This window comes from Lacicoccus alkaliphilus DSM 16010, from assembly GCF_900142805.1.
Taxonomy (GTDB): Bacteria; Bacillota; Bacilli; order Staphylococcales; family Salinicoccaceae; genus Lacicoccus; species Lacicoccus alkaliphilus.
Map to the genome: position 1 here is coordinate 1 of NZ_FRCF01000008.1, position 22888 is coordinate 22888.

At 45.2% G+C, this 22888-nt stretch carries 25 protein-coding genes; 6 read left to right on the forward strand and 19 right to left on the reverse strand.

Annotated elements, in window-relative coordinates:
* Positions 1-192: 192 nt before the first annotated feature.
* From cas2 to BUA12_RS09060, 11 genes are all read right to left on the reverse strand, one after another.
* Entirely contained in the window at positions 193-486 is a 294-nt protein-coding gene (cas2, locus tag BUA12_RS09010) for a CRISPR-associated endonuclease Cas2 (protein WP_072710279.1), read from the reverse strand.
* A 14-nt stretch (positions 487-500) separates the two neighbouring features.
* The gene (cas1c, locus tag BUA12_RS09015) at positions 501-1529 is read right to left on the reverse strand and encodes a type I-C CRISPR-associated endonuclease Cas1c (protein ID WP_072710280.1); all 1029 of its coding nucleotides are present in this window, start codon (positions 1527-1529) and stop codon (positions 501-503) included.
* Entirely contained in the window at positions 1526-2194 is a 669-nt protein-coding gene (gene cas4 / locus BUA12_RS09020) for a CRISPR-associated protein Cas4 (protein WP_143146123.1), read from the reverse strand. The genes cas1c and cas4 overlap by 4 nt, the downstream gene beginning before the upstream one ends.
* Before the next feature lie 2 nt (positions 2195-2196).
* Positions 2197-3045 (reverse strand): type I-C CRISPR-associated protein Cas7/Csd2, encoded by an 849-nt coding sequence (gene cas7c / locus BUA12_RS09025; protein ID WP_072710282.1) that lies wholly within the window; start codon positions 3043-3045, stop codon positions 2197-2199.
* Positions 3046-4932 (reverse strand): type I-C CRISPR-associated protein Cas8c/Csd1, encoded by a 1887-nt coding sequence (gene cas8c / locus BUA12_RS09030; RefSeq protein ID WP_072710283.1) that lies wholly within the window; start codon positions 4930-4932, stop codon positions 3046-3048. It abuts the gene before it with no gap.
* A 14-nt stretch (positions 4933-4946) separates the two neighbouring features.
* Positions 4947-5660, reverse strand: coding sequence for a type I-C CRISPR-associated protein Cas5c (gene cas5c, locus BUA12_RS09035; RefSeq protein WP_072710284.1), 714 nt, complete (start codon positions 5658-5660; stop codon positions 4947-4949).
* Positions 5661-5820: 160 nt separating this feature from the next.
* Entirely contained in the window at positions 5821-8244 is a 2424-nt protein-coding gene (locus BUA12_RS09040; RefSeq protein WP_072710285.1) for a CRISPR-associated helicase/endonuclease Cas3, read from the reverse strand.
* 313 nt (positions 8245-8557) lie between these two features.
* On the reverse strand, positions 8558-9649 hold the full coding sequence (locus tag BUA12_RS09045) for a hypothetical protein (protein WP_084670095.1): 1092 nt from the start codon (positions 9647-9649) through the stop codon (positions 8558-8560).
* Between the two features lies 1 nt (position 9650).
* Positions 9651-10868 (reverse strand): CopD family protein, encoded by a 1218-nt coding sequence (locus BUA12_RS09050; RefSeq protein WP_072710287.1) that lies wholly within the window; start codon positions 10866-10868, stop codon positions 9651-9653.
* Between the two features lie 204 nt (positions 10869-11072).
* On the reverse strand, positions 11073-11525 hold the full coding sequence (locus tag BUA12_RS09055) for a GNAT family N-acetyltransferase (RefSeq protein WP_072710288.1): 453 nt from the start codon (positions 11523-11525) through the stop codon (positions 11073-11075).
* 84 nt (positions 11526-11609) lie between these two features.
* Positions 11610-12023 (reverse strand): GlcG/HbpS family heme-binding protein, encoded by a 414-nt coding sequence (locus tag BUA12_RS09060; protein WP_072710289.1) that lies wholly within the window; start codon positions 12021-12023, stop codon positions 11610-11612.
* A 219-nt stretch (positions 12024-12242) separates the two neighbouring features.
* Between BUA12_RS09060 and BUA12_RS09065 the strand changes: the two genes are divergently transcribed.
* The 4 genes from BUA12_RS09065 (at position 12243) to BUA12_RS09080 (ending at position 15790) form a co-directional block, all read left to right on the forward strand.
* Entirely contained in the window at positions 12243-12488 is a 246-nt protein-coding gene (locus BUA12_RS09065; RefSeq protein WP_072710290.1) for a hypothetical protein, read from the forward strand.
* Positions 12488-13927 carry a sodium:solute symporter family protein gene (locus tag BUA12_RS09070; RefSeq protein ID WP_072710291.1) on the forward strand — a complete coding sequence of 480 codons (1440 nt, stop codon included), beginning with the start codon at positions 12488-12490 and terminating at the stop codon, positions 13925-13927. Before BUA12_RS09065 ends, BUA12_RS09070 begins: the two co-directional genes overlap by 1 nt.
* A gap of 19 nt (positions 13928-13946) precedes the next feature.
* Positions 13947-14522: a hypothetical protein gene (locus BUA12_RS09075; RefSeq protein ID WP_072710292.1), complete on the forward strand. Its 576-nt coding sequence runs from the start codon at positions 13947-13949 to the stop codon at positions 14520-14522.
* A gap of 155 nt (positions 14523-14677) precedes the next feature.
* On the forward strand, positions 14678-15790 hold the full coding sequence (locus BUA12_RS09080; protein WP_072710293.1) for a M24 family metallopeptidase: 1113 nt from the start codon (positions 14678-14680) through the stop codon (positions 15788-15790).
* 45 nt (positions 15791-15835) lie between these two features.
* On the opposite strand, the gene BUA12_RS09085 is transcribed toward BUA12_RS09080, so the two are convergent.
* From BUA12_RS09085 to BUA12_RS09095, 3 genes are all read right to left on the reverse strand, one after another.
* Positions 15836-17425: a glutathione ABC transporter substrate-binding protein gene (locus BUA12_RS09085; protein ID WP_072710294.1), complete on the reverse strand. Its 1590-nt coding sequence runs from the start codon at positions 17423-17425 to the stop codon at positions 15836-15838.
* 77 nt (positions 17426-17502) lie between these two features.
* Positions 17503-18024, reverse strand: a complete 522-nt coding sequence (locus tag BUA12_RS09090) for a DinB family protein (RefSeq protein ID WP_072710295.1) — start codon at positions 18022-18024, stop codon at positions 17503-17505.
* Between the two features lie 4 nt (positions 18025-18028).
* Positions 18029-18544: a GNAT family N-acetyltransferase gene (locus BUA12_RS09095; protein WP_072710296.1), complete on the reverse strand. Its 516-nt coding sequence runs from the start codon at positions 18542-18544 to the stop codon at positions 18029-18031.
* Positions 18545-18690: 146 nt separating this feature from the next.
* On the opposite strand from BUA12_RS09095, the gene BUA12_RS13085 reads away from it, so the two are divergent.
* Positions 18691-18864 carry a hypothetical protein gene (locus BUA12_RS13085; protein WP_178138258.1) on the forward strand — a complete coding sequence of 58 codons (174 nt, stop codon included), beginning with the start codon at positions 18691-18693 and terminating at the stop codon, positions 18862-18864.
* Positions 18861-19508 carry a DsbA family oxidoreductase gene (locus BUA12_RS09100; protein ID WP_072710297.1) on the forward strand — a complete coding sequence of 216 codons (648 nt, stop codon included), beginning with the start codon at positions 18861-18863 and terminating at the stop codon, positions 19506-19508. Before BUA12_RS13085 ends, BUA12_RS09100 begins: the two co-directional genes overlap by 4 nt.
* Positions 19509-19542: 34 nt before the next feature.
* On the opposite strand, the gene BUA12_RS09105 is transcribed toward BUA12_RS09100, so the two are convergent.
* From BUA12_RS09105 to BUA12_RS09125, 5 genes are all read right to left on the reverse strand, one after another.
* Positions 19543-19923 carry a hypothetical protein gene (locus tag BUA12_RS09105; RefSeq protein ID WP_072710298.1) on the reverse strand — a complete coding sequence of 127 codons (381 nt, stop codon included), beginning with the start codon at positions 19921-19923 and terminating at the stop codon, positions 19543-19545.
* 42 nt (positions 19924-19965) lie between these two features.
* On the reverse strand, positions 19966-20550 hold the full coding sequence (locus tag BUA12_RS09110) for a hypothetical protein (protein WP_072710299.1): 585 nt from the start codon (positions 20548-20550) through the stop codon (positions 19966-19968).
* 18 nt (positions 20551-20568) lie between these two features.
* The gene (locus BUA12_RS09115; RefSeq protein ID WP_072710300.1) at positions 20569-21195 is read right to left on the reverse strand and encodes a GNAT family N-acetyltransferase; all 627 of its coding nucleotides are present in this window, start codon (positions 21193-21195) and stop codon (positions 20569-20571) included.
* A 92-nt stretch (positions 21196-21287) separates the two neighbouring features.
* Complete coding sequence (locus tag BUA12_RS09120) at positions 21288-21761, reverse strand: pyrimidine dimer DNA glycosylase/endonuclease V (protein ID WP_072710301.1); 474 nt, start codon at positions 21759-21761, stop codon at positions 21288-21290.
* Positions 21762-21795: 34 nt separating this feature from the next.
* Positions 21796-22872, reverse strand: a complete 1077-nt coding sequence (locus BUA12_RS09125; RefSeq protein ID WP_072710302.1) for a hypothetical protein — start codon at positions 22870-22872, stop codon at positions 21796-21798.
* Positions 22873-22888 lie beyond the last annotated feature (16 nt).

The following is a 22888-nucleotide window of genomic DNA, read 5'->3' on the forward strand; positions in this document are numbered from 1 at the left end:
ATGGAATTTCAATCCACGCACCCACACGGGGTGCGACTGCTTATTTAACAACAATAAGGCCCTGTGTGTAATACATAAGCGAGATATTACAACAGTTTTTCTTATATTCACATAATAAAATGTTTGATTTTTGTGCGAACCTCTCCACGTTTCATGAGCAACCCCGGTTCGCACTACTCTAGAAGCACTACTCTATAAAATGAACACATCTTTATCGGGATGATAGGAATCGTCTTTCCCTAATGTCTCGATTCTTCTATCCCAATTTTTTCCTAATAAATAAAATCTTAATGAATCTGTATCTTCATTAATAATATCTTTCAAGTCATTCTTCAGACGGACGTACTGATCCGGCAAAATACTACATTCAAATACTGAATTTTGAACGCGCTGTCCATAATCGGTGCATTTCTTTGCTACATGCCTTAATCTCTTTTTACCACTATTTGATTCAGTGTTAACATCATAAGTCACCAAAACCAACATTTTTTAATCACCGCCTAAGTGAGAAATGGAGGATAAGCTTCAAGATCTTTTCTTATATGCCTGCTCAGCAGTTGAGCTTGGACATAAGGTATCAGTCCTATAGGAACTTTTTCTTGTATAAACGGGTGAATGATTTCTTCCTTTTTTCTGTTCTGCCACAACTTCAATACATTCTGCCGTCCTTTATCATTCAAAAGCACAGCTCCATTTTCTTTTACCTCAAAATATTTTTCATTAATTTGCTTACGGTTTATCAAGGTGACGACAAACCTATCGACCATGAAGGGTCTCAATTCCTCAATAAGATCCAAGGCCAGGCTCACCCTCCCCGGCCGGTCTGTGTGATAAAATCCAACATAACTATCCAGCCCTACCGTCTCTAAGGCTGACTGTATTTCATAAGTTAATAGGCTATATAGATAAGATAATATAGCATTAACCCTGTTTAAAGGAGGTCTCTTCGATCGCATAACAAATTTAAAGTCTTCTTTTTGATACAATATTAGTTCATCAAATGTTTGAAAATACTGTCGGGCTGCGTCACCTTCCACCCCTCTCAAAGAATCAAGATTTGCACATTGATCCAGTTTCTCAATCTGACTTTTTAAATATTCTATGGTAAAGAGTACCTTGCTTTTATCCACCTTTTCCCCGTGGTCACGAAGCAGTCTTAAAAATAGCTTACGGCTGTTTATGAGCTTCCCCTTAACACAGTTAACAGCAACCAACAAACTCGATTCTTCATCATCTGCCAATCTGTATTGTGCTCTTCTGAGCAGGACATTCCCATTGGTGACACCGATGAATTTACCGCAAAACTGTCCATTTGGGGTAAGATAAGTTATCGATATATTATTTTCATTGGCCAGCCTGACTACTCCCGGACTGGCTCCTGTGTAATTAAAGCATACAATCCCTTCCAATATGTGTATCGGGAAGCGTTTGACAACTTTATCTTCATGCCTGACAACTATATTTTCACGTTCACGGCCTAAGTGAAAATTTTCATTAGTGATATATAAAGTATTCAATAATTTTCTCATATCATATCCTCATTCAGATGATTGCTCATATAGTTCGCAATATTCGTCTTCTTCTTGGTCAGACGCGGGATACAAATATCATATAATGAGCATTCTTTACAGTTTTTGTAAGTCTCGGCTTGGAGGGTTCTTCCTTCCTTATAAATCTCATGCATGATGTTGGCAGTGTGCCCCACTTCTTTTCTCAAATCTTGTGTTATCTCCACTTTAACCTTTTTATTGGTTTGGTTATAGTATAAAAAAGAATGAGAAATCTCGACATCCAATGTCTCTTCTAAGCAAATCACCTGGGCAACAAGTTGCACAATGTCCCTGTTGTCCTTCTTTTCTTTACCACGTTTGAATTCAACGATTGCAGGGTCCCACAATCCATTCTTTCCTTGGATTTCAGCTCCTGCACTTTCTTGTTTAGTGAATTCTACAACATCGAGAATGCCTGATAAACCCAATTTAGAGGAGGCCACAGGCATCGCTCTCGAGATGAAATGATTTTTCCTTTTTTCTTTCAGATAAGGATTATCCGCTTTTTCATGGACGATTCGTCCTTCTGCTGTCCATTTGTTCTCTTTCCATTGTTGTTCAACATGTATGAGACTCCATTGCCGCTTACAAAAATAGAAGTGCTGTATCCCGCTTAACATGAGATAGTCATCTTCCCGGTACATAATCAGATCCCCTCTAATTGCTCGACCTTGAGTCCGAGCGCTTCATATTCCTTCAATTTCTCTTCATTTAAGCGAAGATTATAGTCTTCATACTGTTCCTTCATATCATTTTCTCTGTCCCATTCCAATAACCCTTTGATTTTTGCACTTGATACGTTACCGATTTTTGATGAATGCTTAAACCAGTAGATATCTTTAACTTCCATGGAACCTTCGGGACGGGCTGAAGAAGCATCATTTATGAACAAGGTCTGAATGGCTTCTTTTAATACATTTAAATCTTCTTCATTAAAACCTGTTCTTTCTGCATAAAAGCAGTTGACCGCTCCGTGGATAACATATGTACCGAATTCAACCACATGTTTGGTCCCCATTGTATCGGAAGAACGAGACTTTTCATTTTTAGGTTTCATACCATTTGTACTTCTTGTGATTTGCATGGAGGTGATTTCCACAGGGTCCAAAGATTTGGCAATGCCGATGGATACCGGACCACGTATACCAATTGACTTCTTTTCATAAGTGATCACCTGACCGAATGCCCTTACATCCAACCATTTTTCCAGTACTCCTTTCTCAACCTCAAGGTCATTCTTATTTCCTTTGAAATGCTCAAGATAGCGCTCCTCCAGAGAATAAAAATCATCATCTACTCGATCACGTGATTTCACAAATATTTCATGACCGAAATCCTGCATACGGTTCCGTATTTTTCTCTTGATGCTGACATCACTCATCTCCCCATAGCCCTTGGAATCAGTTCTCGGCATATTCCCTGCCAGCGGGTCACCATTCGGATTAGCATTGTTGACGACTATGGTCGCGATAAAATCAATTTTATTTTCAATCATTTAAATTTCCTCCTCTTCAACATCTTTTTTAGAAAATATATAATCGTTTTCTGAGTAATATCCAAAAATGAACTGATATCCTAAAGATTTATTCAGTTCTTTTTCATCTGTATGATGGTGCAGAGCATTGATGATTTCTTGTTTTTCTGCGGCCAATTTATAATATAAGCCCTTTTTTCCTTCGCTGTTTCTTAACCGTTTCTCATATGATTTAACTTTTTCTTCGAGACGCATCATCATCGTTGCCGGATTATTGGTGTAAGAAGTCCAAAATTTTTCAGCATTTGTGACACGTTTATTATCTTTATCGAAAGTACTCGCTTCAATCCTCTCGTATACCGCTAATAATCGGCCATACAAATAGGATCTATCCATATTATTTTTATCCACCATCTTCTCAAACCTCCCTTTCTTCCCATTATTGAGTACGGCCAAAGCGACAAACATCAAATGGTTCCACATATTGTCGTAACTCATTCTGTTTTTAATGTTAAGCTTTGCCTTCACCACGAAGTCAGCTGGCATGTCTCCCCCTTCGATAATGTGAGTGACGATTGTCCGTTCTTGAGATTTTCTGAAGCTACCATTATCCAGTGACATCTTACCATCTCTCTCAATTCCATAAATTGTATGGATGAGATTGTAAGTATTAGGTGTTTGAATCTCACTCTTTCCTTTTTCGTGGTTATATCGCCACCAGGAATTGATTCCCTGCCATTTTTTTAAATTGTTAACTAACTGCGATACAGAGAGTTCTTTGAAATACTTCACAGAAATCCTTCCATTGCTCGCCTTATCAAGAATCGCTACATAGTAGATGTCTGACTCCGCGAGTTTCATATCCCCTCGTTTAAATATTTGACCAATTCTCTCATTTCTTTTAGTTACGGGGACAAAATCCTCCTCAGGTGGGGTTGTTCCAAAAAGGAAATCGTCCATATCTTCTCCTGGACTCGTGACATCAATTCCGGCATCATTTGAAAGATCCGTTGAAAACCAATTAATCAAGTATTGTTGCTCACCTAAATGTTGATTGCTGTTCCTGTTTTCCAGTAGATATTTAAGCATAAGGTGTACTTTTTCAGAAGTGCTGTATCCTATTTGGACGATGTCAGTACCAGATTTGAACCTGCCGTAGTATGTCTCTTTATTGTTGCTGACTGATATCAGCTTTGCATTGCCCAACAACCCGCGATGATTTTTGACGATGTAATCTTCTTCTCCTGTAAAATAGCACACACCGTTATTCTTATTATTATTCTCAACATATCTAATATAATCCTGGTGTAATTCTTTATTTCTGGTGACGCTGACATTGACCGGTCCTTTAAACTCTTCAATGCTGAAGGTGATGAATACGCTGGACAAATCATCCTGCTTCGGCTTACCTTTATCATCTTTGTAATTGACGGTCAGACCCCGAATCTCATAATCCAGGCCGTCATACAGACTGCTGATGATTGATATTAACATTTCTTCACTGTTGATGAATGCTTTAATGGCTTTCAGAAAGCGTTTTGTGTGCTCACTAAAATTATTATCCAGCCAGTCATTAAAAATCTCTTTATAATTCGTGTGTTTTTGTTCATCGTTCGGTGCTAAGTATTGTAATTTATCGACGAGGGGGTGGGGAGGAGGATTTTTACCGGAACGTGTCAATGATTTCTCTGTTACAGGGAAAATGATACTTTCCTTATCATTTAAAAATTCAGCTTTTACAAACTCCCCTTCTTTGGTAAGAGTGCATTGAATGATGTTCTTACCATCCGACCTCATATTATTGTGATAAATAGGCAGCAATACCGTGCTGCCTTCCTCGTATTGATCCACCAACCCTGCTTTTTCAGCCTGATTATAAGTATTCAGTAGTGCCGTGACCAGACTCATGATTACACCCCCTTCTATTTATCCAATCCATCATACTCCTCCTCCACAGACTTGATTTGTTTTGAATACTTGAAGTCATAAACCGAGAGTTCATTTTGAACTTCACATTCATCTTGACTTTTAAATCGGATGACACCGTCTTTCATCACAGTGTTGGTAAAGCAGGCAATCAAAGGCTTATTTGGAGAGGTCGGATACTTGAACGAGTGGAACATGATACCAAATGATAAAGTCTGATCATCATAAAAACTTCTTGCTTGATCATATTCATCTGCAGATACCGCTTCAACGTAGGCCACACACTCCCGGGTGCCCAGAAACACATCTCTTCTGCCGCCTTTTTTAATCGAACGTTCAGCGATGGCTTCATGCTTCTTCTGATTACGGTCATAATCCAAATCCTGTCGGTTTTCATTCCATTCAAAATGATATTTGACGTAATAGCATGGGTCCGATAAATAGGTCACATAGTTTAGGTCCGCTTTCCCCTTGCCCACCATGGCACGTATGCCTTTGGTGTCTGTCTGGATTGGATTGATGACTTTGACCTCATCAATGACATTTACCAGGGTAGGTTTAAAATACAAACTGTCGGCGATACCATGAAGCCCCTGCCTGGTCGGCACTGAATACGAAAACTTTTCTCCTCCGCCTTTGCTTGATACATCACTCCAGAGCGCATAATCTCCATAAACCTTGAAATATAACGGTTTCGATTGAAATTTCATATCTCTCACCTCTTTTTTTCATTATCGCTAAATATAAAATATTAATATTATTTTGTCAATTTCTGTTCCTTTGGTATAATCTTCTTATTCGCAGTCAGCTGCGCGGATTGAAATATTATCGCTAATTATCGAGCATAAAGCTTTAATGCTTTATGCTTTTTTACGTTACAAAATCACTGGCTTCTTCTATCACTCCCAGAGCTTCATCATAATTGTCTTCGATTAAAATATTGATACTGCCATCAAAATAACTCATGATCGCTTGGCCTAATTTTTCCAAATTGTATAAATTCACCGTGTAAGGCTGGAGTTGGTTTAAAATCTTTTTAATCTCATCAATCTCTTCAAGATTGTACTCTGTTTCGACTCTTTCAAGCATCGGAATCAACTCTTCAATGATTTCTTTACTTTCTCCGTAATAGACAATGACTGGTATGGTCTCCTGATCTATTAAATTGATCATTTGTCCTGCACTTTTGAAAGATTGATTCAAGTATCTTCTTTTACTTGGAAGGGCGAGATATTTATTTTCAGATAAAAGATCCACGGCCGTCCCCATGTCTTTTCCAAAAGAATAATTTAGATTTTCCGAAGCGTTTGCAAAGTAAGATTCATAGAATTTATCATTCAGCTCTGTAATATTGATTTCTGCATTCTCATCTCTTAAAATCCGTTCGGTCACAGATACTTTCTCTTTGATTGATTTCAATGCCGACACATCAATATTTTCAAATTCTTTCTTGGTTTTTACAAGTTTCACTTGTCCCTTACCTTCCAGCTTCCCATTTCGGTTACATCTTCCCATGGATTGTACAATGGAATCTATTCCTGCATAAGATCGGATTAACCTCTTGAAGTCTATATCCACGCCCGCTTCTATCAATTGGGTGCTCACACAAATTACCGGCTCGGTTGGCAACTTTTCTTTTATCTCACGAATGATATCTTTTCGGTGCTCGGGGCAGAGGTTTGTACTCAAATAATAGACCGGTCTGGAAGTTTGTGCTTTTAAAATTTCAACCACTTTATTTACCGCTTTTTTTGTATTGAGTATCACCAATGTGGAGTCATCGGGATGGTTGAGGATTTCTTCTGTAATTTCCTCTTCGTCTGAGCTCTCGCCCTGATTCAATTTGCTGACCGTGGTCCGGTCAAAAGATTTCCTTTCTTCTTCATTCATCTTTACAATGTCTTTTTTGTTCCGGTGCTGGTAATCAATCTGGTACTTTATGTAATCCGAATCGTAAACAGGCTGTGTGGCTGTACATAGAATGATTACTGAGTCCATCACTTGACTGATGAAATTCATCATCATATTGAATAAATGTGTCACTTCAATAGGCAGAGACTGTACTTCATCCAAAATGATCACCGAATTAGCGAGGGAGGAAAATCTTCTTATATTATTTGATTTTTCTTTGAAAAGTGTTTGAAAGAACTGAACCATTGTACTGAGTATCATCGGACTGTCCCAGGAATCCATCATGTACTGAAAGAGCATATTCTCTCTCGTATCTTCTTGTACACCAGTCTCTCCTTCTTCACTGGTACGCACCATATTGGAATGGTGTTCGGTGATATGCTTATCCTTCAAAATACTTTTAATCTCTTCAGCGTTCTGTTCCAGAACCGAAAGGAAGGGAGTTATATATATCAGCCTTTGCTTATTTTGATGTTTCATTTGATGTACGCCATATCTTAACGAGAGAAGCGTCTTACCTGCTCCGGTTGGTAAGTTCAGCCTGTAAATTCCCGGGCCGTCAGTCCTCCCCCTATCTCTTGCTTCTACTGCTAAACGATTACGGACTTCATCAATTTCTGTTACGGGCTTAGAAAACCCGGCATAAACTTGTTCCACCGCCTTCATATAATGCTCTTTTTTCTCTTCCAGATCCTCCTCACTAAGCGACTCCACCTCTTCTCTATATGCATTGATCGTATCTGTAATATCTGCATTTTTTAAAATGGATAAATATAATCTCACTTTCAATCCACTGTAAAAGTGCTCTTCTGTTTCATCGATGGATGATAATTTTTCGCTGAGACATTTAAATTCTTTAAATGAATCGGTAATTAATCGCGATAAATCAACATCATTTTCCTGGAAAAATTCATTAGCAAATTTAACTACATCTTCTTCAAAGTAGTAGATACCCTCATCTTTACGTTCGTCATATTCCATTCTATAAACCAGTTGATTCTCATGGGAATGTGTTGAAAATATATCAAAAAGTCCATGGTGGGAGAGGATGACATAAGATATGACATCCAAGTACTCACCAAATAATATATAGTCCTCTTTCAAAATATTTCCTTTCAGGTCGTATTTTTGTTTAATATATTGATTAAAATACTTCGCACCTGCTGCCGCATGTTTGACTTTCATACTGGGTTTTTGAGTGATTTTCTCTTGAAATCGACGGTCTGCTTTTCCTAAATCATGAAGAATTCCAATTAAATATAGCGTCTCCTCATGTTTGATAACGCTTCCATTTTCAGCCGCCAATCTCCCCACATTCAATAAATGATTCGATAACTCCTGTTCTTCAGCCGTTTCATGGTTCTTGTGCGCTATAAGTACCAAATTTTTACCTCCTTTACATATATTATATTTAATATTTGTAATTTTCACAATAGTATTAAGTCGTTGTTTTAAAAATTTCACCATTCATTTACTTGAAACTGGCAAAACGATTAGCCAATTCTCTTCAATACTCACCCCCAATTAGCCTCGACACTCAACTTGCCAATTTTCAAATCTTCATCATTCTGAACATCGATTCTTTTGGACACTTAAATAAAACTGCAGCAGTGATTCACTGCTGCAGTTTTATTTAACTTCTTGAGTCCTTTTACTCAAAGACTCTATTCAAACTGTCCAAGAACATTCCACAACTTCATCCATCACCCGATGCCCTGTATTGTTCACGGTAACGCTGGCGGTAGCCATATGTGCTGTTCTTTATCAGCGACTTATCCTGGACGCCGGCGCCGATTGCACCGACCACCGTGGAAAGTGATGCCGCAAACCATGCCACTTCCACGTAAAACATGAAGGTGACTTCATCCGGAGCGATGTGGTTGACGACATATCCCGGCGGGAGCAGCACCAGTGCTCCAGTGAAGAACATCATGTACAGGATGACAAAGTAAAATAACACTGAGATGAAAAGGGTCATCACCGTGGCCCCGTTATACAGGATGAGCACCCTCCTGTTACGCTGCTTCCCGACCCGCTCCCATAAATCATAGGAGATGATCACCCAGATAGTCATGGCGGACACCGCAAGCAGTGATACGGCGAAGAGGCGCCATGCAGGAAAGACGTTGCTCAAGTTCCACATCGTCGAAAACATCATACTGAAAGTCCCGGTCGCAAATGCAAGGGCCACCACCGTGCTCAGGCTCCGCATCATATTGAACGGGTTGTTCGCCCAGGACATGCCGCTGATGAGACGCAGACGTCCACGCCACCTGTCTTTGATATAGTAGACCGAGTGGTTGGCTTCCGTTTCTTCGAAAAATATCTCTTCATAATATATCCTGCTGGTTTTTAAGTATGTGTTGAATGTGTCCGTCAATTCTTCCCGCCCTTCACGATTGTCCACGTTCTTTATGATCGAGACGATGGTGTTGAGCGTCGTCCGCTTAATCGGCGGCCAGCCGAAGGCGGGCAATGAAATCAGGCCGATACCCGTCTCATTATTGATATCCACCGTGGTGATCATATCCCCATGGTAGACGGGCAGGTCTGTGATGAAGATTGTATGGTCCCATTGGTAATCTTCTTCATACTGGTCGGTCTTTTCATAAAGTTCTTCAATCAATTCCGCATAGTCGGTCAGGGGATCAACATGGGTGCTGACTTCCCACTCGACTTCCGCATCGATCTCCCGGCTGAGCACATCAGGCAGCTCTGCCTTGATTTTCCTCGCGAGATCGTCGGGCGCCCCCGGAGCTGCAACAATGCCGATATGTTTTTTCGTCATATCATCTCTCCTCCTCAGCTTCGTCATGCTCCTGCTTTTCGCCGGAGTGCGATTCCCCTTCATCACCAGATTCTTTTCCACTGGATTCTTCACCGGCGCCCTTAGTTTCCTCTCCGTCCGCTTTGTATGCTTCCTCTTTTTCTTCTTCCAGCTTCCTGTATCTGTACCATTGCCGGTATGAATAAGTGATGTTGCGGACCTTCTCTTCCTCTTCGACGGTCGAACCGAACGCACCCGCCAAAATTCCTGCCGAGGCGGCAAACCAGATCAGGTCCAAATAGTCGTACCAGTCAACATCATATTCCACCTCCGCATCCGTCCATGTTTCGAAAAGCCCCATGGGGACGAAGGTGAGGATGGAGACCGTAAGCAGCAGACTGACCACGATATAACTCATGATTGTCAGAGTCAGCAGGGTCAGCAGGGTCGTGAAATTGTAAAGCCGCCTGTAGACAGGCTGGTTTCTGGATGAGCGCATTTCCCAGAGGTTATGGGCATAAATCAACCAGCCGACCATCCCCGCCACTGCGATCAGCATCAGCAGTATCAGCCGCCACGGGGAGTAATCCAGGCTCAATTCCCACGGCGTACGGAATATCGATATGTAGGTGCCGGTCGCAAATGCCAGTGCAACAATCGTTTTGAAGTTTCCGAACTCCTTCAACGGTTCATTCAGCTGGGTCATGCCGGCGGTGAGCCGCAGCCAGCCGCCGAGCGTCGATTTGAGTATATACCGCTTTCTGTCATCCTCCTCCTCTATCGCCTTGACTTCGGAAATCCTGTTCAGAAAATCGGGCTGCACACTCTCCGTATCCGCCTCCGAATATGTGTGGTAAAGTGTTTCCATATGATGGGTGAGCAGGGTTTCGAGTTTCTTTTTTTGTCTGACCACACCGATTGCAGGCACCGACATCAAGGACACTTTCCTGTCGTAGGCAAATTCCGAGATGACCACTTTATTGTTTGAAATACTTGGGAGATCGGTGATCGCAATCGCCATATCCCACTCGTTGTTTTCTTTGAAATCTTCCAGCCTGTCGAACATATCAAGTATATATTCCGCAGAGCTTGCCAGGGGGTCTGTCTTAAAATTGATATCCCAGTCGATATTTTCATCAATGGACGGACCGGCCAGGTCTTTTATGCTTTCCATGATATCCCCAAGCAGCTTCTCGGGGAGTCCGGGTGCCGAAACTACACCGACGGCCATTTTCTCCATTTTTTCCACCGCCTTCGTCTGTCTGTTGGTTCCCTCAGATGCTCAACCGGCAATTCATTGCATGATGGTATATGCAAAAGCCACGATTGCACATGGGATGCCGTAACTGAAGGTGTTTAAGTTCCAATGTATATCTTTACCCATTTTAAATATGGAATATTCGCGGCTGCCCCGCAGCTTCAAACTCTTATCCTGCAGCTGATGTCAGTTTTGAACATCCAGCGTCATCACCACTTCATCGACATCTTCTTCAAAGCCCGTCTCCTCAAAACCCAAAGTCCCGAGTAATTTCTTCATTGCTTCATTTCCCATGACGTAGTCGGCAATCAGGGAATCATAACCCGCGTCGCCCTTCGCCCTCTCAATGACATGTTCCACAATTTGCCTGCCGTATCCTCTGCCCTGGAACTTTTCATCAACCATCATGCGCCAGATCATATACTCCCGCTTCTCCTCATCCAAATCCAGCAGCAGGAACCCCACCATCTCTTCCTTGTCATAAACTGCATAGGGGAATACATCACCATTGTCCCGGTACAGCCAGCATTCGGCGAGCGACTTGACATTCGGTGCAACGAATTTAGCCTGTGCTTCACCGACCTTCAGCCTGATGACTTCATGAAAGTTATCTTCTGTGATCTCTTTTAATACAATCATATCCACACCCCTTTTTCCTCAAAAAATGACCGTCACTATCCATTTTATAGTGACGGTCATCCCATTGTCTATTTTCTTTGAAACCTACTTGTCATCTTCAAATACTTTTACAGCTGCTTCGGCCACCTGGACATCCTGTGCGACCGCCCCACCGCTGACGCCTACCGCGCCGACGACTTTGCCGTCCTTCTCAAGCGGTATGCCGCCGCCGAAGACTACGATGCGTCCCTGGTTCGTCGTATTCAGTCCATACAGTTCATTGTTCGGTGAAGCTGCCTCTTCGAGGTTCGATGTCGGCATCTTCAATGCGACCGACGTCCATGCTTTGTTCTGTGCGACGTCAAGGCTCGCAATCCATGCATCATCCATACGGTGTGTGGCAAGCAGGTTGCCGCCCGCATCGACGACCGAGATGACCATCTGCACCCCGATGTCCGCCGCTTCTTTTTCTGCGCCCTCGATAATTTTTTTCACTGATTCAAGTTTCAATTCACTCACTTCATTACCTCCTCATTAAATTCGGAAATTCCAGTGTGATGTATATACTTCTCATGATGTCACTTCAAGGTTAACATAAGCGAAAGGTGCTTCCCAGAAATTGAATTTGCCGGAGCGGCCGGGATACGATGATGCACATTGCAATGTCATCCTGTTTTTTCTATAATGAAAACGTATTATTGTTTGAATAAACCGAATATTTTAAAGGGGATGTTGGTTATGACGAAAAGGTCGAAGTTCAAAGACCCGGGGCTGCTCGCCACGGTTGTAATTGTCATATATTCAGCTTTTGTTTTCGGCTGGTGGCCTACGGACATCTATGTCGCAGGCGTTTCACTGGTCGCATGGCTGATGCTGGCAGGACTTGCTATCTGGTTCACCCTGACCGTGATTTATGTCATCTGGGTCGAACGCATTGAAAGGGATCCCGGTCCGGGACCCGTGGAAAGAAAGGGGGATGAATGATGCAGGTCACTGAAGGTATCATACTGTTGCTATATCTTGTTTTCATGACGGTCATCGGTATTTATTTCTATAAGAGGGCGCGTACAAGTGAGAGCGACTATTTCACCGCCGGCCAGAGCATCAACGCGTTCGTCGGTGCATTTGCTATTTTCGCAGCCATCGCAAGTTCCAGCTCATTGATGGGTGCCGTCGGTTCCGGCGTGACGCTCGGACTGCCGTATTATTTCACCTATGCATTCGGTGTGCTTGCAGCACTCCCGCTCGCAATGTTCCTGATTTCAGGACAGGTCCGCAGGGCCGGGGTCAAAAGCATGCCCGACTTTTTCCATCAGCGTTTCGGGACTTCGGTCCAGATCCTTTCGGCGATTTTCGTCGTCGTCGCGATGACTTTTTATCTGGTGCCGCAGCTGACGGCCGCCGGCCTGATCGGCTCATACGTCCTGGGAATCGAGTACACGACCGCGACGATCGTGCTTGGCATCGGCTTCACGGTCTATGCAGCACTCGGGGGCATGTGGGCAATCACTTACACCGACTTGTTCCAGGGGATGATCATGCTGTTCGGTGTTGTGATACTTGCAGGCGTCATCATCGTGGATTTCGGCAGCATCGGCAACATGCTTGACAGCGCACTCGCTGTGGACCCTGAGTTTGGGGACGTCACGCAGCCGTGGATGTCATATTTCGGCTTGTTCATCGCATTCATCTGGTTCGCGATCATCTCACCTTCAGTGGTGATGCGTAACTTCGCCTCCAGGGATGCAAGGACTGCACGCCGCTCCTCCATGGGCGGTACACTCATATACATCATTTTATTCCTGGGCGGATTTTTCATCACCATCGCCGGGGTCACCCTCGGTACAGTGGACACCCTTGAGAATACGGACATGATTTTTGTCAGCGTCGTACAGGAATATCTGCCTCCGATTTTAGGCGGTCTGATATTGGCCGGGCTGCTGGCAGCGGTCATGTCCTCCGCCGATGCCATGCTCCTTGCGATATCTGCAGGGATAGCACACGATATTTACAAGCAGCATATCAATAAGGAAGCAAGTGAGCGCTTCGTCACCCTCGTAGGGCTGATCACGATGTTCGTCACCGTCATCATCGGCATCATCGTCGCCATCAACCCACCGGGCATCATTGCAGTCATGGTCGGCTGGGTCGGCGGATTCCTGTTGTCTGCGTTCGGCTTCCCGTTCGTCCTCGGAATCTGGTGGAAGCGGGCGAACAAATACGGGGCTTTTGCAGGAATGCTCGGAGGTGCACTGCTGTTCCTCATACTCGTCTCCCTGCAAATACTGCCGACGAATGCCGAACCGATCATTGCAGCACCTGTATCACTCGCCCTTGTGATCATCGTCAGCCTGATGACACCGGCACCGCCGCAGGAGCAGCAGGCCAGGGTGGAAATGTACCACTCGCACCTGGATAACTAATTAAGAAAAGGATAATTCCATGACACAGACAATCAAGCGTATCGGCGAGAAGAATATCACTGAGGAAAAACTCATCAAATCCGTATATAAAAGCCTCGGGGCAAAAGAGAGATTCACCAGGCGGGTCGACACTTCTTACATCCGGGCGCACATCACAGGCCAAGAACTGATCCACCATCCATTCTGGATGGTGAAAAGCCTGATCGTCGCCGCCCGGCCGCCCTTCCCTCCGAAAAAGATACCCAGGATGATCTTCATCGATGCGGTATCAGGCTACAGGGGCATCTTCTCACACGTGCCGACGATCACAGAGGAAGAAGCGGCAGACGGCAGCATCGCCGCCCCGTTCCTTCGGAATGAGGAAGACATCGACATTTATATCCGCCATGTTCAGGAAAAGCAGATCAACAAGCAGTATCTGCTGAAAAAGCCGGAGCATGAGGTCGTTGAAAAAACGCTTGCCCACCTCCCCATTTTCAAGGTCAGGGTGGAAAGCGCGGAAATCAATGATGTTTTCTACATCAATGCAAATACCGGGGAGTCGGAGGCGTTTTTGAGTGAAAGATGGCGGAGTAAAAAGGATTTATTGCAATAATCCCCAGCCTTTGGCCTATGATAATTAATTTGATCAAAGACACTGCAGGTTCTTTATGGGACCTGCAGTTTTTTCCGTTGATATCCTGCGTTCCCATTCGTTCTTCTCCCCGGCTGACATATGATAGTATAGGGGTAATACGGAGGAGGCCTACAATGTCAATCGATTATAATTCAAGAATAGAGAAATTGTTTGCAAGCACGAAAGATTCCAATTCCGACCTGCTCGTGGTGACGGATCCCATCAACATATTTTATTTCACAGGTTTTTATGCGGATCCTCACGAACGGTACATGTCTTTGATTTTGGATATCAAAAGTAAGGAAAGTCATTTATTCGTCCCTGCGCTGGATAAGGATGCTGCGGGTGAAGCTGCGGATGTTGACCACATCATTCCAATCTCTGATGAGGAATCGCCTTTTGAAGTTCTAGCGGATCATCTGCCGAATGATTCCCGTAAAATCGGTGTGGAGATGAATGTGATGACCGTCGCACATCAAAATGGTCTAAAGTCCATCTTCGAAGCAGCGGGATTCATGGATATCCAGCCGAGGATCAATGCGTTGAGGGCTTATAAGTCCAGGGAAGAAGTCGAAGGGTTGAAAAAAGCGGTGGAGATCATCGAGGGCGTGCTGGAAGAAGGTCTGAAGACCATCAAAAGAGGGATGACGGAAGCGGATCTCGTCGCCGAATTCGAATACTTGATGAAGAAGCACGGGGCGTCCGGCCCGTCGTTCTCAACGATGGTGCTGGCAGGTGAAAAGTCAGCACTGCCCCACGGAAAGCCGGATGGCACGAAGTTCATGGACGGGGATTTTCTGCTGATCGACTTCGGTGTCATCACCTATGACATGTACTGCTCCGACATTACAAGAACATTTGTCATCGGAGAAGCGGATGACAAACAGAAGGCAATCTATGATATCGTAAAGCGTTCCACGCAGGCCGGCGTGGATGCGGTGAAAGCAGGGGCACCTCTGAAAGAATTCGATATCGCCGCAAGGCGTGTCATCGAGGAAGCGGGTTACGGCGAATACTTCAACAACAGGGTCGGACACGGACTCGGCATTGAAGTGCATGAAGCACCTTCCATCCACCATCTGAATGAGGATGTTGCCCAAAAAGGCATGGTCTTCACGATAGAGCCCGGCATTTACATACCCGGCTACGGCGGTGTACGCATCGAAGAGGAAGTATACATCAACGAAGATGGTGAAGCTGAAGTACTTACTAGTTTTCCAAGGGATTTAAGGGAAATTTCCATATGAAAATAAAAGCCGGAACTGAATGAATTTCAGTTCCGGCTTTCATCTCTATTCTTTACTGACGTCACTCAGGAAATGGAAGCTCGCCGGGTGCTGTGCATAGCCGTCGATGTCTTCACTCATGCCCGTGAGCAGATACGGATGATAGATCGGGATGATCGGCGCTTCCGCTATGATGATCTCCTGTGCCTCTTCATACAGTGCCAGACGTTGTGCTTCATCAGTTTCAGTCCGCGCATCTTCCAGTAACGTATCCACTTCTTCGTTAGCGTACCTTGACCTGTTACCGGAGTTCCCGATGCCGGAAGAATGGAATAATGGATAGAGACCGTAGTCTGCATCCATCGTCACAGTGCCCCAGCCGCCGATGAACATATCATGGCTGCCGCTCCCGACGTAATCCAGGTATGCTCCGGGATCGATTTGATAGATCTCAAGGTCGATATTCAATTCCTGCAGCTGCTCCTGAATGTAAGTGGCGATATCTGCAGCCGTCCTGTCCTGGACGACGATTTCAGCGGAGAAACCTTCTTCGTAGCCATTATCATCAAGCAGTTCCTGTGCCGTTTCCAAATCGTAACCGATGCCGTCGATGTCTTCAGCGTGGCCGAAAACTGCCGGGCTCAGTAAAGTATCTGCAACGACCGCTTTCCCTTCGAGCATGATATTGATGATATCTTCTTTGTCGATGGCATGGGCGATTGCCTGACGTACGACAGGATCATCAAAAGGCTCGACTTCCACATTGAAACCGACATATTCCATACGGACACTTTCCGTTTCGTTCACAGTTGTGCCTTCGTCGGAATTGATCTGTTCGAAGTCATTGGGATCCAATGGGAAGATCAGGTCCGCATGCCTTGTCTGAAGCTCTGCAATACGTGTGGCATCTTCCGGTACTGCATTGAATGTGAAGACATCCGATTCAGCTTCCTCTCCCCAGTACTCCTCATTTTTGACGAGAGTCACATAGTCGCCTTCCGAAATCTCCTCAAATTGGTAAGCGCCGGTGCCGACGGGATTTTGGTGTACAGCCGTCAACTGCTCATCCTCTGCGTAATCCTCTTCGATCACCGCAGGGCTGATCATGCCGCCGGCAGGGTGTGCAAGATGCGAAGGCAGGGCCGCAAACGGACTTGAAGTGTGGATATGTACTGTATAATCATCAATGACTTCCACTTCTTCTATCAGCTCGAATAGAAATGCCACAGGGGAACCGACGTCTTCATCAGTCACCCTGTCCAGGTTCGCCTTCACCGCTTCTGCATTCAATTCTTCACCGTCATGGAAGCTCACACCTTCCCTGATGCTGAATTCCCATGTCGTATCCTCGACCTGTTCATAACTTTCCGCGAGCCCCGGCTCAAGTTCCAGCTCCGGCGTGAACTCGACCAGTCTTTCATAGATGTTCACATTCACATGATTTGACGGCTGATCATTCGCCGCATGGGGATCCAGGGAGTTCGGTGTGGCAAGCAGGCTCATGTTGATGGTCCCCTCACTGCCTCCTGTACTGCCTTCCTCCGCAGCGTCTTCCCCGGTTGCTTCTTCTTCAGTTGCTTCGTCCACTTCCCCGTCATCTGTACATGCAGCAAGTACAAAAACCAGGGATAATACCAATATTAAATACTTCTTCATTCCACCAGCCTCCTGAATAGTCATTACATCCATTATACCTAGTAATAAACTATGAATAAAGAGGCATTTATACAATTTTATCGTCTTTCCCGTTCCATCAATACATTATAGTGATGTTTCTCATGGATCAGTCCGACTTTCATGGCCTGGACGATATTGGGATAATCCGGGACGGGGTCGGGATATCTGATTGTATAGGCTTCCGTGTCCGTCAGATCCTGCACCAGCACTTTCAGTTTTTCGGTTTCCTCTTCCAGCATCAGTCTCAGTTCACCCTTTGAATACTCCCTCCCCATATCGGGTTCCAGTATTTTTGGTGCCTTCATCGTCGGCCCCGCATAAATATTGTCCATATGGTCATCATGTTCTTCAGCCTTCATCCCCCCGATTTTAACGGCGGCGCGTGCTGCGGGCAGATAGATTTGTGAGAACTGCCTGGTGAACTTCACCAGCAGGTAACAGTGGTAGATGACTTCACCGATGCTCCATTTATCAGGCACCGCCCTTTTATGAATGTCCCCGTTGAATTCTTTTGTGCTGAAGTACTGGTTCCTCAGCGCTTCCAGTTCATCGAAGGTCTTTTCAATCTCCTTGTTCATGCCATCACCCCTTGCTTAATGCGCCCGTGTACCTGAGTGTCCCTCCCACATCTTCAAGAGCACCCGCTTTGAGCGCTTTGATCAGAAAAGCTTCTTCCGGCATTTCGAATGCTGCGGAAATGCCTAATTCACCTGCAGGGACGTAGCCGGGAGTCCCGTAATATTCCGGCGAACCGAGAATGCTGATATAATCATACCCGGCTTCCAAAGCACGCCGCTCCGCCTCCATGAGCAGGGCGGTGCCGACCTCCCGGTTTTGCAAGCCGGGCCTCACCGCCACCGGTCCCAGGGCGAGTCCTTCAGCACCCCCGATATGCACTTCACTCATCAGAGTGTGGCCAAGCACCTGCTCCGCTTCGACGGCCACCAGTTCAAATTCCGGGTTATAGGACTTTTCAGCACGGATCCTTTTCACCAATTCCGCTTCGCCCTGATACCCATGTTCGGTTTCCGTAAAACTGTCCCTCAGCAACAACTCGACTTCATTGAATTCCGTGACCTTGATCGCTCTGACTTCCATTGCCTTCTCCTTTGCCAAAAGTATTTCGCTTTATCGTTTGTCTTTCAAATACCCGGATGCAGGCAGTTTAATCGTGCTCTTCAATCACCGGTGTTACAATTGATGTCATCAGTGGCAACATCATTTACAAAAAGGGGGATTCAGTCATGGACATCAAAGCACACGATGACGCCTCCCGCAAAGACAGTGGGATGGAAGAACCGCAAAGTGAAGTGATCGAATTGAAATCATTCAGCCTGGATACATCGGAAGGCATGATGTGTGATGCCGGCACCGGCGTCTGCGGCCCTGTAGACGAAGAGAAAGAGGATGAAAAATGAAAATAACAATATGGTCGGACTTCGTCTGTCCGTTCTGCTTCATCGGACAGGCACACCTTGATGCGGCACTTGAAGATTTTGAACACAAAGACGAAGTGGAAATAGAATATAAAAGCTATCTGCTCATGCCTGATGCCGAGTACCGGCCGGGCATCTCCTACTATGAATTCTTTGCAGATAAATTCGGCCTGTCTGCAGATCAGGCTGAAGAACAACTTAAGCAGCAGGCTGAATCGGCAAAAAGTTCCGGCGTCATCATAAATCATGACATCGCTAAAATTGCGAACACATTCGACACCCACCGTGCTTTCCAGTATGCGAAAGAACATGGTAAAGGCACAGAGTTCTTCAAACGTTTCTATGCCGCCCACTTTACGGAAGGTGAAGTGCTGAGCGATACGGATACGATCGTCCGCATCTCCGAGGAAATCGGACTGGAGGGCGGAGAAGTGCGCAGTATCGTCGAAAATAAAGATCATACCGCCAAAGTGCAGCAGGACATCAGCGAGGCGCAACAGCTTGGTGTGCAGGGCGTACCCTTCTTCCTTATAAATGACAAATACTCGATTTCAGGTGCCCAACCGGTCGAACTGTTCCGGCAGGCGCTGAATCAGATCAGTCAGGAAGATCAGACAACACAATGATCATAAAAAAGAGGATGCCTGTGCATCCTCTTTTTTATGATTTCCTGACTTCGAAACCCTCAAGACCTTTGACTTTCCCCGTTTCAAAATAGGCGTGAAAGTAATACTGCAATGAGTATTCGTCCAGATGCTCCTTATAATATATCTTACCCTGCTCCGGGGTGTCCTCCGAGGGCAGGGCCTCCACCGTGAACATGCCCATTTCCCCGACTGCCTGCACCCCTTCTATCTCCACTTCCTGATTCAGTTTTGCGAGTGACACAAAATCCGTCTGTCCATTTTCAAGCAGTTCCAGCGCTTTATAGACGTCATCGATGGTCGGTGCATCATTACTGCCCTGCTCCATCTTGAGCAAGGTGTACGGATTTTCATCACCTGCCGGCTGATTGCTCTTGAACATGCCAAATATCCCCATATGCTTCCTCCTCATCAATATTTCCCGGGTGATACATCCCGCTTACTCAGGCGGCTTCTGTTCATCTTCGATCCCTTCGCTCCAATTGATGACTTCAGCATCCTCGACCGACACCCTGCCCTTGCTCAGCACGTGGGGGACAAAATGGAACATTCCTACGCGTTCCTCTTTTTTGCTTTCTTCCACAAAATACTTGAGTGTATCCATCGGCAATGACCCGAGCTCCTCATAGTCATCAATATCCATCCATCCGATATTTTCAGGGGCGATCGGTGCCTCCGGCCCGTGATAATGCTTTTTGTCATAATGATACAGCACATTTTCATTATCCTTCAGGCTTTCAATCGGTATCTTATAGAAGTGCAGGTCATCCTTCAGGTTCAAATCGAGTTTTTTCAGCTCCCTGTAGATATGATGCGGATGCAGGGTGGAAAAGTGTACAACATCATTCCACAGGCAGCCAAGCAATGGCACTTCCCTCTCCACCAGAAATTCCCTGTCCGGATGATCGTCATATTTACTGATGTACTTCGCGTAAAGGTTCTCATCCAGATTTTTCATCTTGTTCAAAGGTATCAGGTAATGCCCGGACATGTTCCCGGGCACCATGTGATAAACGAAATTCATGGCTTCCCCTCCGTTTTTTTATTGAGCACCGCTTAAATCTTTTAACATATGGTAAGCAGTGAAGTCCTTCTTTTGGATGGTCTCCATCGTCCTGTAACCCAGTTTTTCATAATAACTGACATTTTCCGCATTGCCTGTGTAAAGGTAGATCGGGCGCCCGACGGATTGAGAGTAGTCATCCAGGCTGTTCATCATCGCACTGCCGACCCCCCTGCCCTGGAAATCAGGGCTTACCGCAAGTATTTCAAGCAATACCGCCTCTTTCGGTATACTCCGGGGCTGCTGCATCGCTTTGTGCAACCTGTAAAGTTTTTTATATTTGACCCGCTTCGCAACAGGCACCACTTTCCTGAGCTTTTTGAGGGTCTGCTTCAGATTTGAAAAACCATGCCTGCCGCCCGTCACCTTCACAGAGTACACGCCGGCCATCTCGTCCCCGTACATGGCCACATCGACTTTTTCACTGTGTTTCATGAAGACCACCAGCTCTATCTTCAACAGCTCGGCAAAAAGTGCCTCCGTTTGCGGATCACTGAAATCAAACGTATTCCTGGCAAATTCCTCGGTCTGAAAGCTTTTTGCAATTATGCGTGCGGCCTGGTCAATGTGCTTATTTTCCATCGGAATGATTTCTATTGAACTCATAACTGGCTCCTCAAATATATGACTTGTCACAATACACTTCAATTATACAACAGACACCTTCAATCAATTACTTCTGATGACACTCATTCATGCTAATATTTCACGTTGCATCTTGGCGGGATCTTGTCTGCCGCCCATTTGCTGAATAACAATTCCTCATATTTTCTATAAGCTGCTTCTGAAAAACAGCGTTCATCCCCGTATACATAAAAGGGTGGAAGTTTTTCTTCACTGAAGATGTCTTCATCCATCTTCGCTTTAATCATACGGCCCAGTTTATCCAGGTTGTCCCGGAACTCAAGCGAGCGCTTCCCGCCTCTTCTCATATGTTCCTCATCCATCGCTTCCAGCATTACGAGCGTATCGGGTAAATAAGGTCTGCCGTCATTGTAGACCACTTTGACCACAGGGTGATGAAGGTACCGCGTGTTCACTTCCACGAGGCCCATTTCCCCGAGGCAGACACGGATGATTTGATACAGTTCCAGCACCTGCTTCGACAATCTCCTGTTATCCAGGAATTTCGCACTGTCTTCATGATCCGGGCTCACTCTGAATATCTGCATTGACCGCCCTCCTCCGACTTTTCAAAATCATACTTCAACCTTCCATGCCTTCATTTCTGAAATACTCCCCAAGCAGTGCATATTCAGGCAGGTTCCTAAATATTTCACCACGTTTTTCCAGCCACTCGGCCTCACTGTACTCAGCCTTCAACTCATTGAAGGGTTCGAGGTTGTTGACATCATACTCGGTGATCAGAAGCCAAAGTTCCTCAATATATGCCGCCCGGTCTTTCTTCATTTTATACAGTTCTTTCAGCTGAAGCGTATACTGCTTATTCAATCCATGCGGCTTATGGGGGATTTCCCGGCCCGCTTTCAACAATTCAATCGCTGCGTCATATTCCCTGTTTGAAATATGCCGATCTACTGCAAACCGCCTCACTTCGAACAAGTTCAAGTGTGACTTGATGAACTGTTCCATCCTCTCTGAATCATCCATCTGCTCCGCCAGTTCCAGATAAAACGCCGCCCATCTCTCAAGATCGGAGCCAGCGTGTGCTTCCCCGCTTTCGAGCAATTCGATCTGCTGACCGGCAATCTGCAGTTTCCTCTCCATCTGGTTCGGCTCCCTGAAATTATCCAGCAGGAACTCGAGGTACTCATCCGTATCCGTCGCATCACCCAGACTCGCGTGCCTTGAAATGATCCACCTGAACAGCGTCACTGCCATCGATTTTGGGCCGTTATTCAAAATTGCCTGCCATACCCTGAAAATCTCATCCATGATGTCCGAGACCACGCCGCCGGCATCCTCGATACGGAGCTTATTGATCCGGAGAAAAATCAGTTTTGTGATATCAAACGCTTCTTCGTAATATTTGTTTTGCACGAGGCCCGTGACTTCGTCATTCAGGAAATCATTCAGTCCCCTCTCCATCCGCCTCGCTTTCGAGTAGGGCACAAAACTCCCTTTTTCGACATTCGGGTTGACGATGGCCTGATATTTCCTTTTATACTGGTCAAAATCTTCTGCCGTCAATTCGTTATTGCTGAGGAGTCTGAGACGCATCACCAGATTTTCATCTTCACTGAGCAGGTCCACCACAAAGTTCTGAAGCGTCTCATGATCCGTGTTCTCCACCAGAGCCTTCAATTCATATAAATTAGTCATTTCCTCACCCGCTTAA

Bases quoted from the DNA above. Each gene is read 5' to 3' on its own strand.
- cas2 (WP_072710279.1), bottom strand. From the start codon at position 486: ATGTTGGTTTTGGTGACTTATGATGTTAACACTGAATCAAATAGTGGT.
- cas1c (WP_072710280.1), bottom strand. From the start codon at position 1,529: ATGAGAAAATTATTGAATACTTTATATATCACTAATGAAAATTTTCAC.
- cas4 (WP_143146123.1), bottom strand. From the start codon at position 2,194: ATGTACCGGGAAGATGACTATCTCATGTTAAGCGGGATACAGCACTTC.
- cas7c (WP_072710282.1), bottom strand. From the start codon at position 3,045: ATGATTGAAAATAAAATTGATTTTATCGCGACCATAGTCGTCAACAAT.
- cas8c (WP_072710283.1), bottom strand. From the start codon at position 4,932: ATGAGTCTGGTCACGGCACTACTGAATACTTATAATCAGGCTGAAAAA.
- cas5c (WP_072710284.1), bottom strand. From the start codon at position 5,660: ATGAAATTTCAATCGAAACCGTTATATTTCAAGGTTTATGGAGATTAT.
- BUA12_RS09045 (WP_084670095.1), bottom strand. From the start codon at position 9,649: ATGACGAAAAAACATATCGGCATTGTTGCAGCTCCGGGGGCGCCCGAC.
- BUA12_RS09050 (WP_072710287.1), bottom strand. From the start codon at position 10,868: ATGGAGAAAATGGCCGTCGGTGTAGTTTCGGCACCCGGACTCCCCGAG.
- BUA12_RS09055 (WP_072710288.1), bottom strand. From the start codon at position 11,525: ATGATTGTATTAAAAGAGATCACAGAAGATAACTTTCATGAAGTCATC.
- BUA12_RS09065 (WP_072710290.1), top strand. From the start codon at position 12,243: ATGACGAAAAGGTCGAAGTTCAAAGACCCGGGGCTGCTCGCCACGGTT.
- BUA12_RS09070 (WP_072710291.1), top strand. From the start codon at position 12,488: ATGCAGGTCACTGAAGGTATCATACTGTTGCTATATCTTGTTTTCATG.
- BUA12_RS09075 (WP_072710292.1), top strand. From the start codon at position 13,947: ATGACACAGACAATCAAGCGTATCGGCGAGAAGAATATCACTGAGGAA.
- BUA12_RS09080 (WP_072710293.1), top strand. From the start codon at position 14,678: ATGTCAATCGATTATAATTCAAGAATAGAGAAATTGTTTGCAAGCACG.
- BUA12_RS09085 (WP_072710294.1), bottom strand. From the start codon at position 17,425: ATGAAGAAGTATTTAATATTGGTATTATCCCTGGTTTTTGTACTTGCT.
- BUA12_RS09090 (WP_072710295.1), bottom strand. From the start codon at position 18,024: ATGAACAAGGAGATTGAAAAGACCTTCGATGAACTGGAAGCGCTGAGG.
- BUA12_RS09095 (WP_072710296.1), bottom strand. From the start codon at position 18,544: ATGGAAGTCAGAGCGATCAAGGTCACGGAATTCAATGAAGTCGAGTTG.
- BUA12_RS13085 (WP_178138258.1), top strand. From the start codon at position 18,691: ATGGACATCAAAGCACACGATGACGCCTCCCGCAAAGACAGTGGGATG.
- BUA12_RS09100 (WP_072710297.1), top strand. From the start codon at position 18,861: ATGAAAATAACAATATGGTCGGACTTCGTCTGTCCGTTCTGCTTCATC.
- BUA12_RS09105 (WP_072710298.1), bottom strand. From the start codon at position 19,923: ATGGGGATATTTGGCATGTTCAAGAGCAATCAGCCGGCAGGTGATGAA.
- BUA12_RS09110 (WP_072710299.1), bottom strand. From the start codon at position 20,550: ATGAATTTCGTTTATCACATGGTGCCCGGGAACATGTCCGGGCATTAC.
- BUA12_RS09115 (WP_072710300.1), bottom strand. From the start codon at position 21,195: ATGAGTTCAATAGAAATCATTCCGATGGAAAATAAGCACATTGACCAG.
- BUA12_RS09120 (WP_072710301.1), bottom strand. From the start codon at position 21,761: ATGCAGATATTCAGAGTGAGCCCGGATCATGAAGACAGTGCGAAATTC.
- BUA12_RS09125 (WP_072710302.1), bottom strand. From the start codon at position 22,872: ATGACTAATTTATATGAATTGAAGGCTCTGGTGGAGAACACGGATCAT.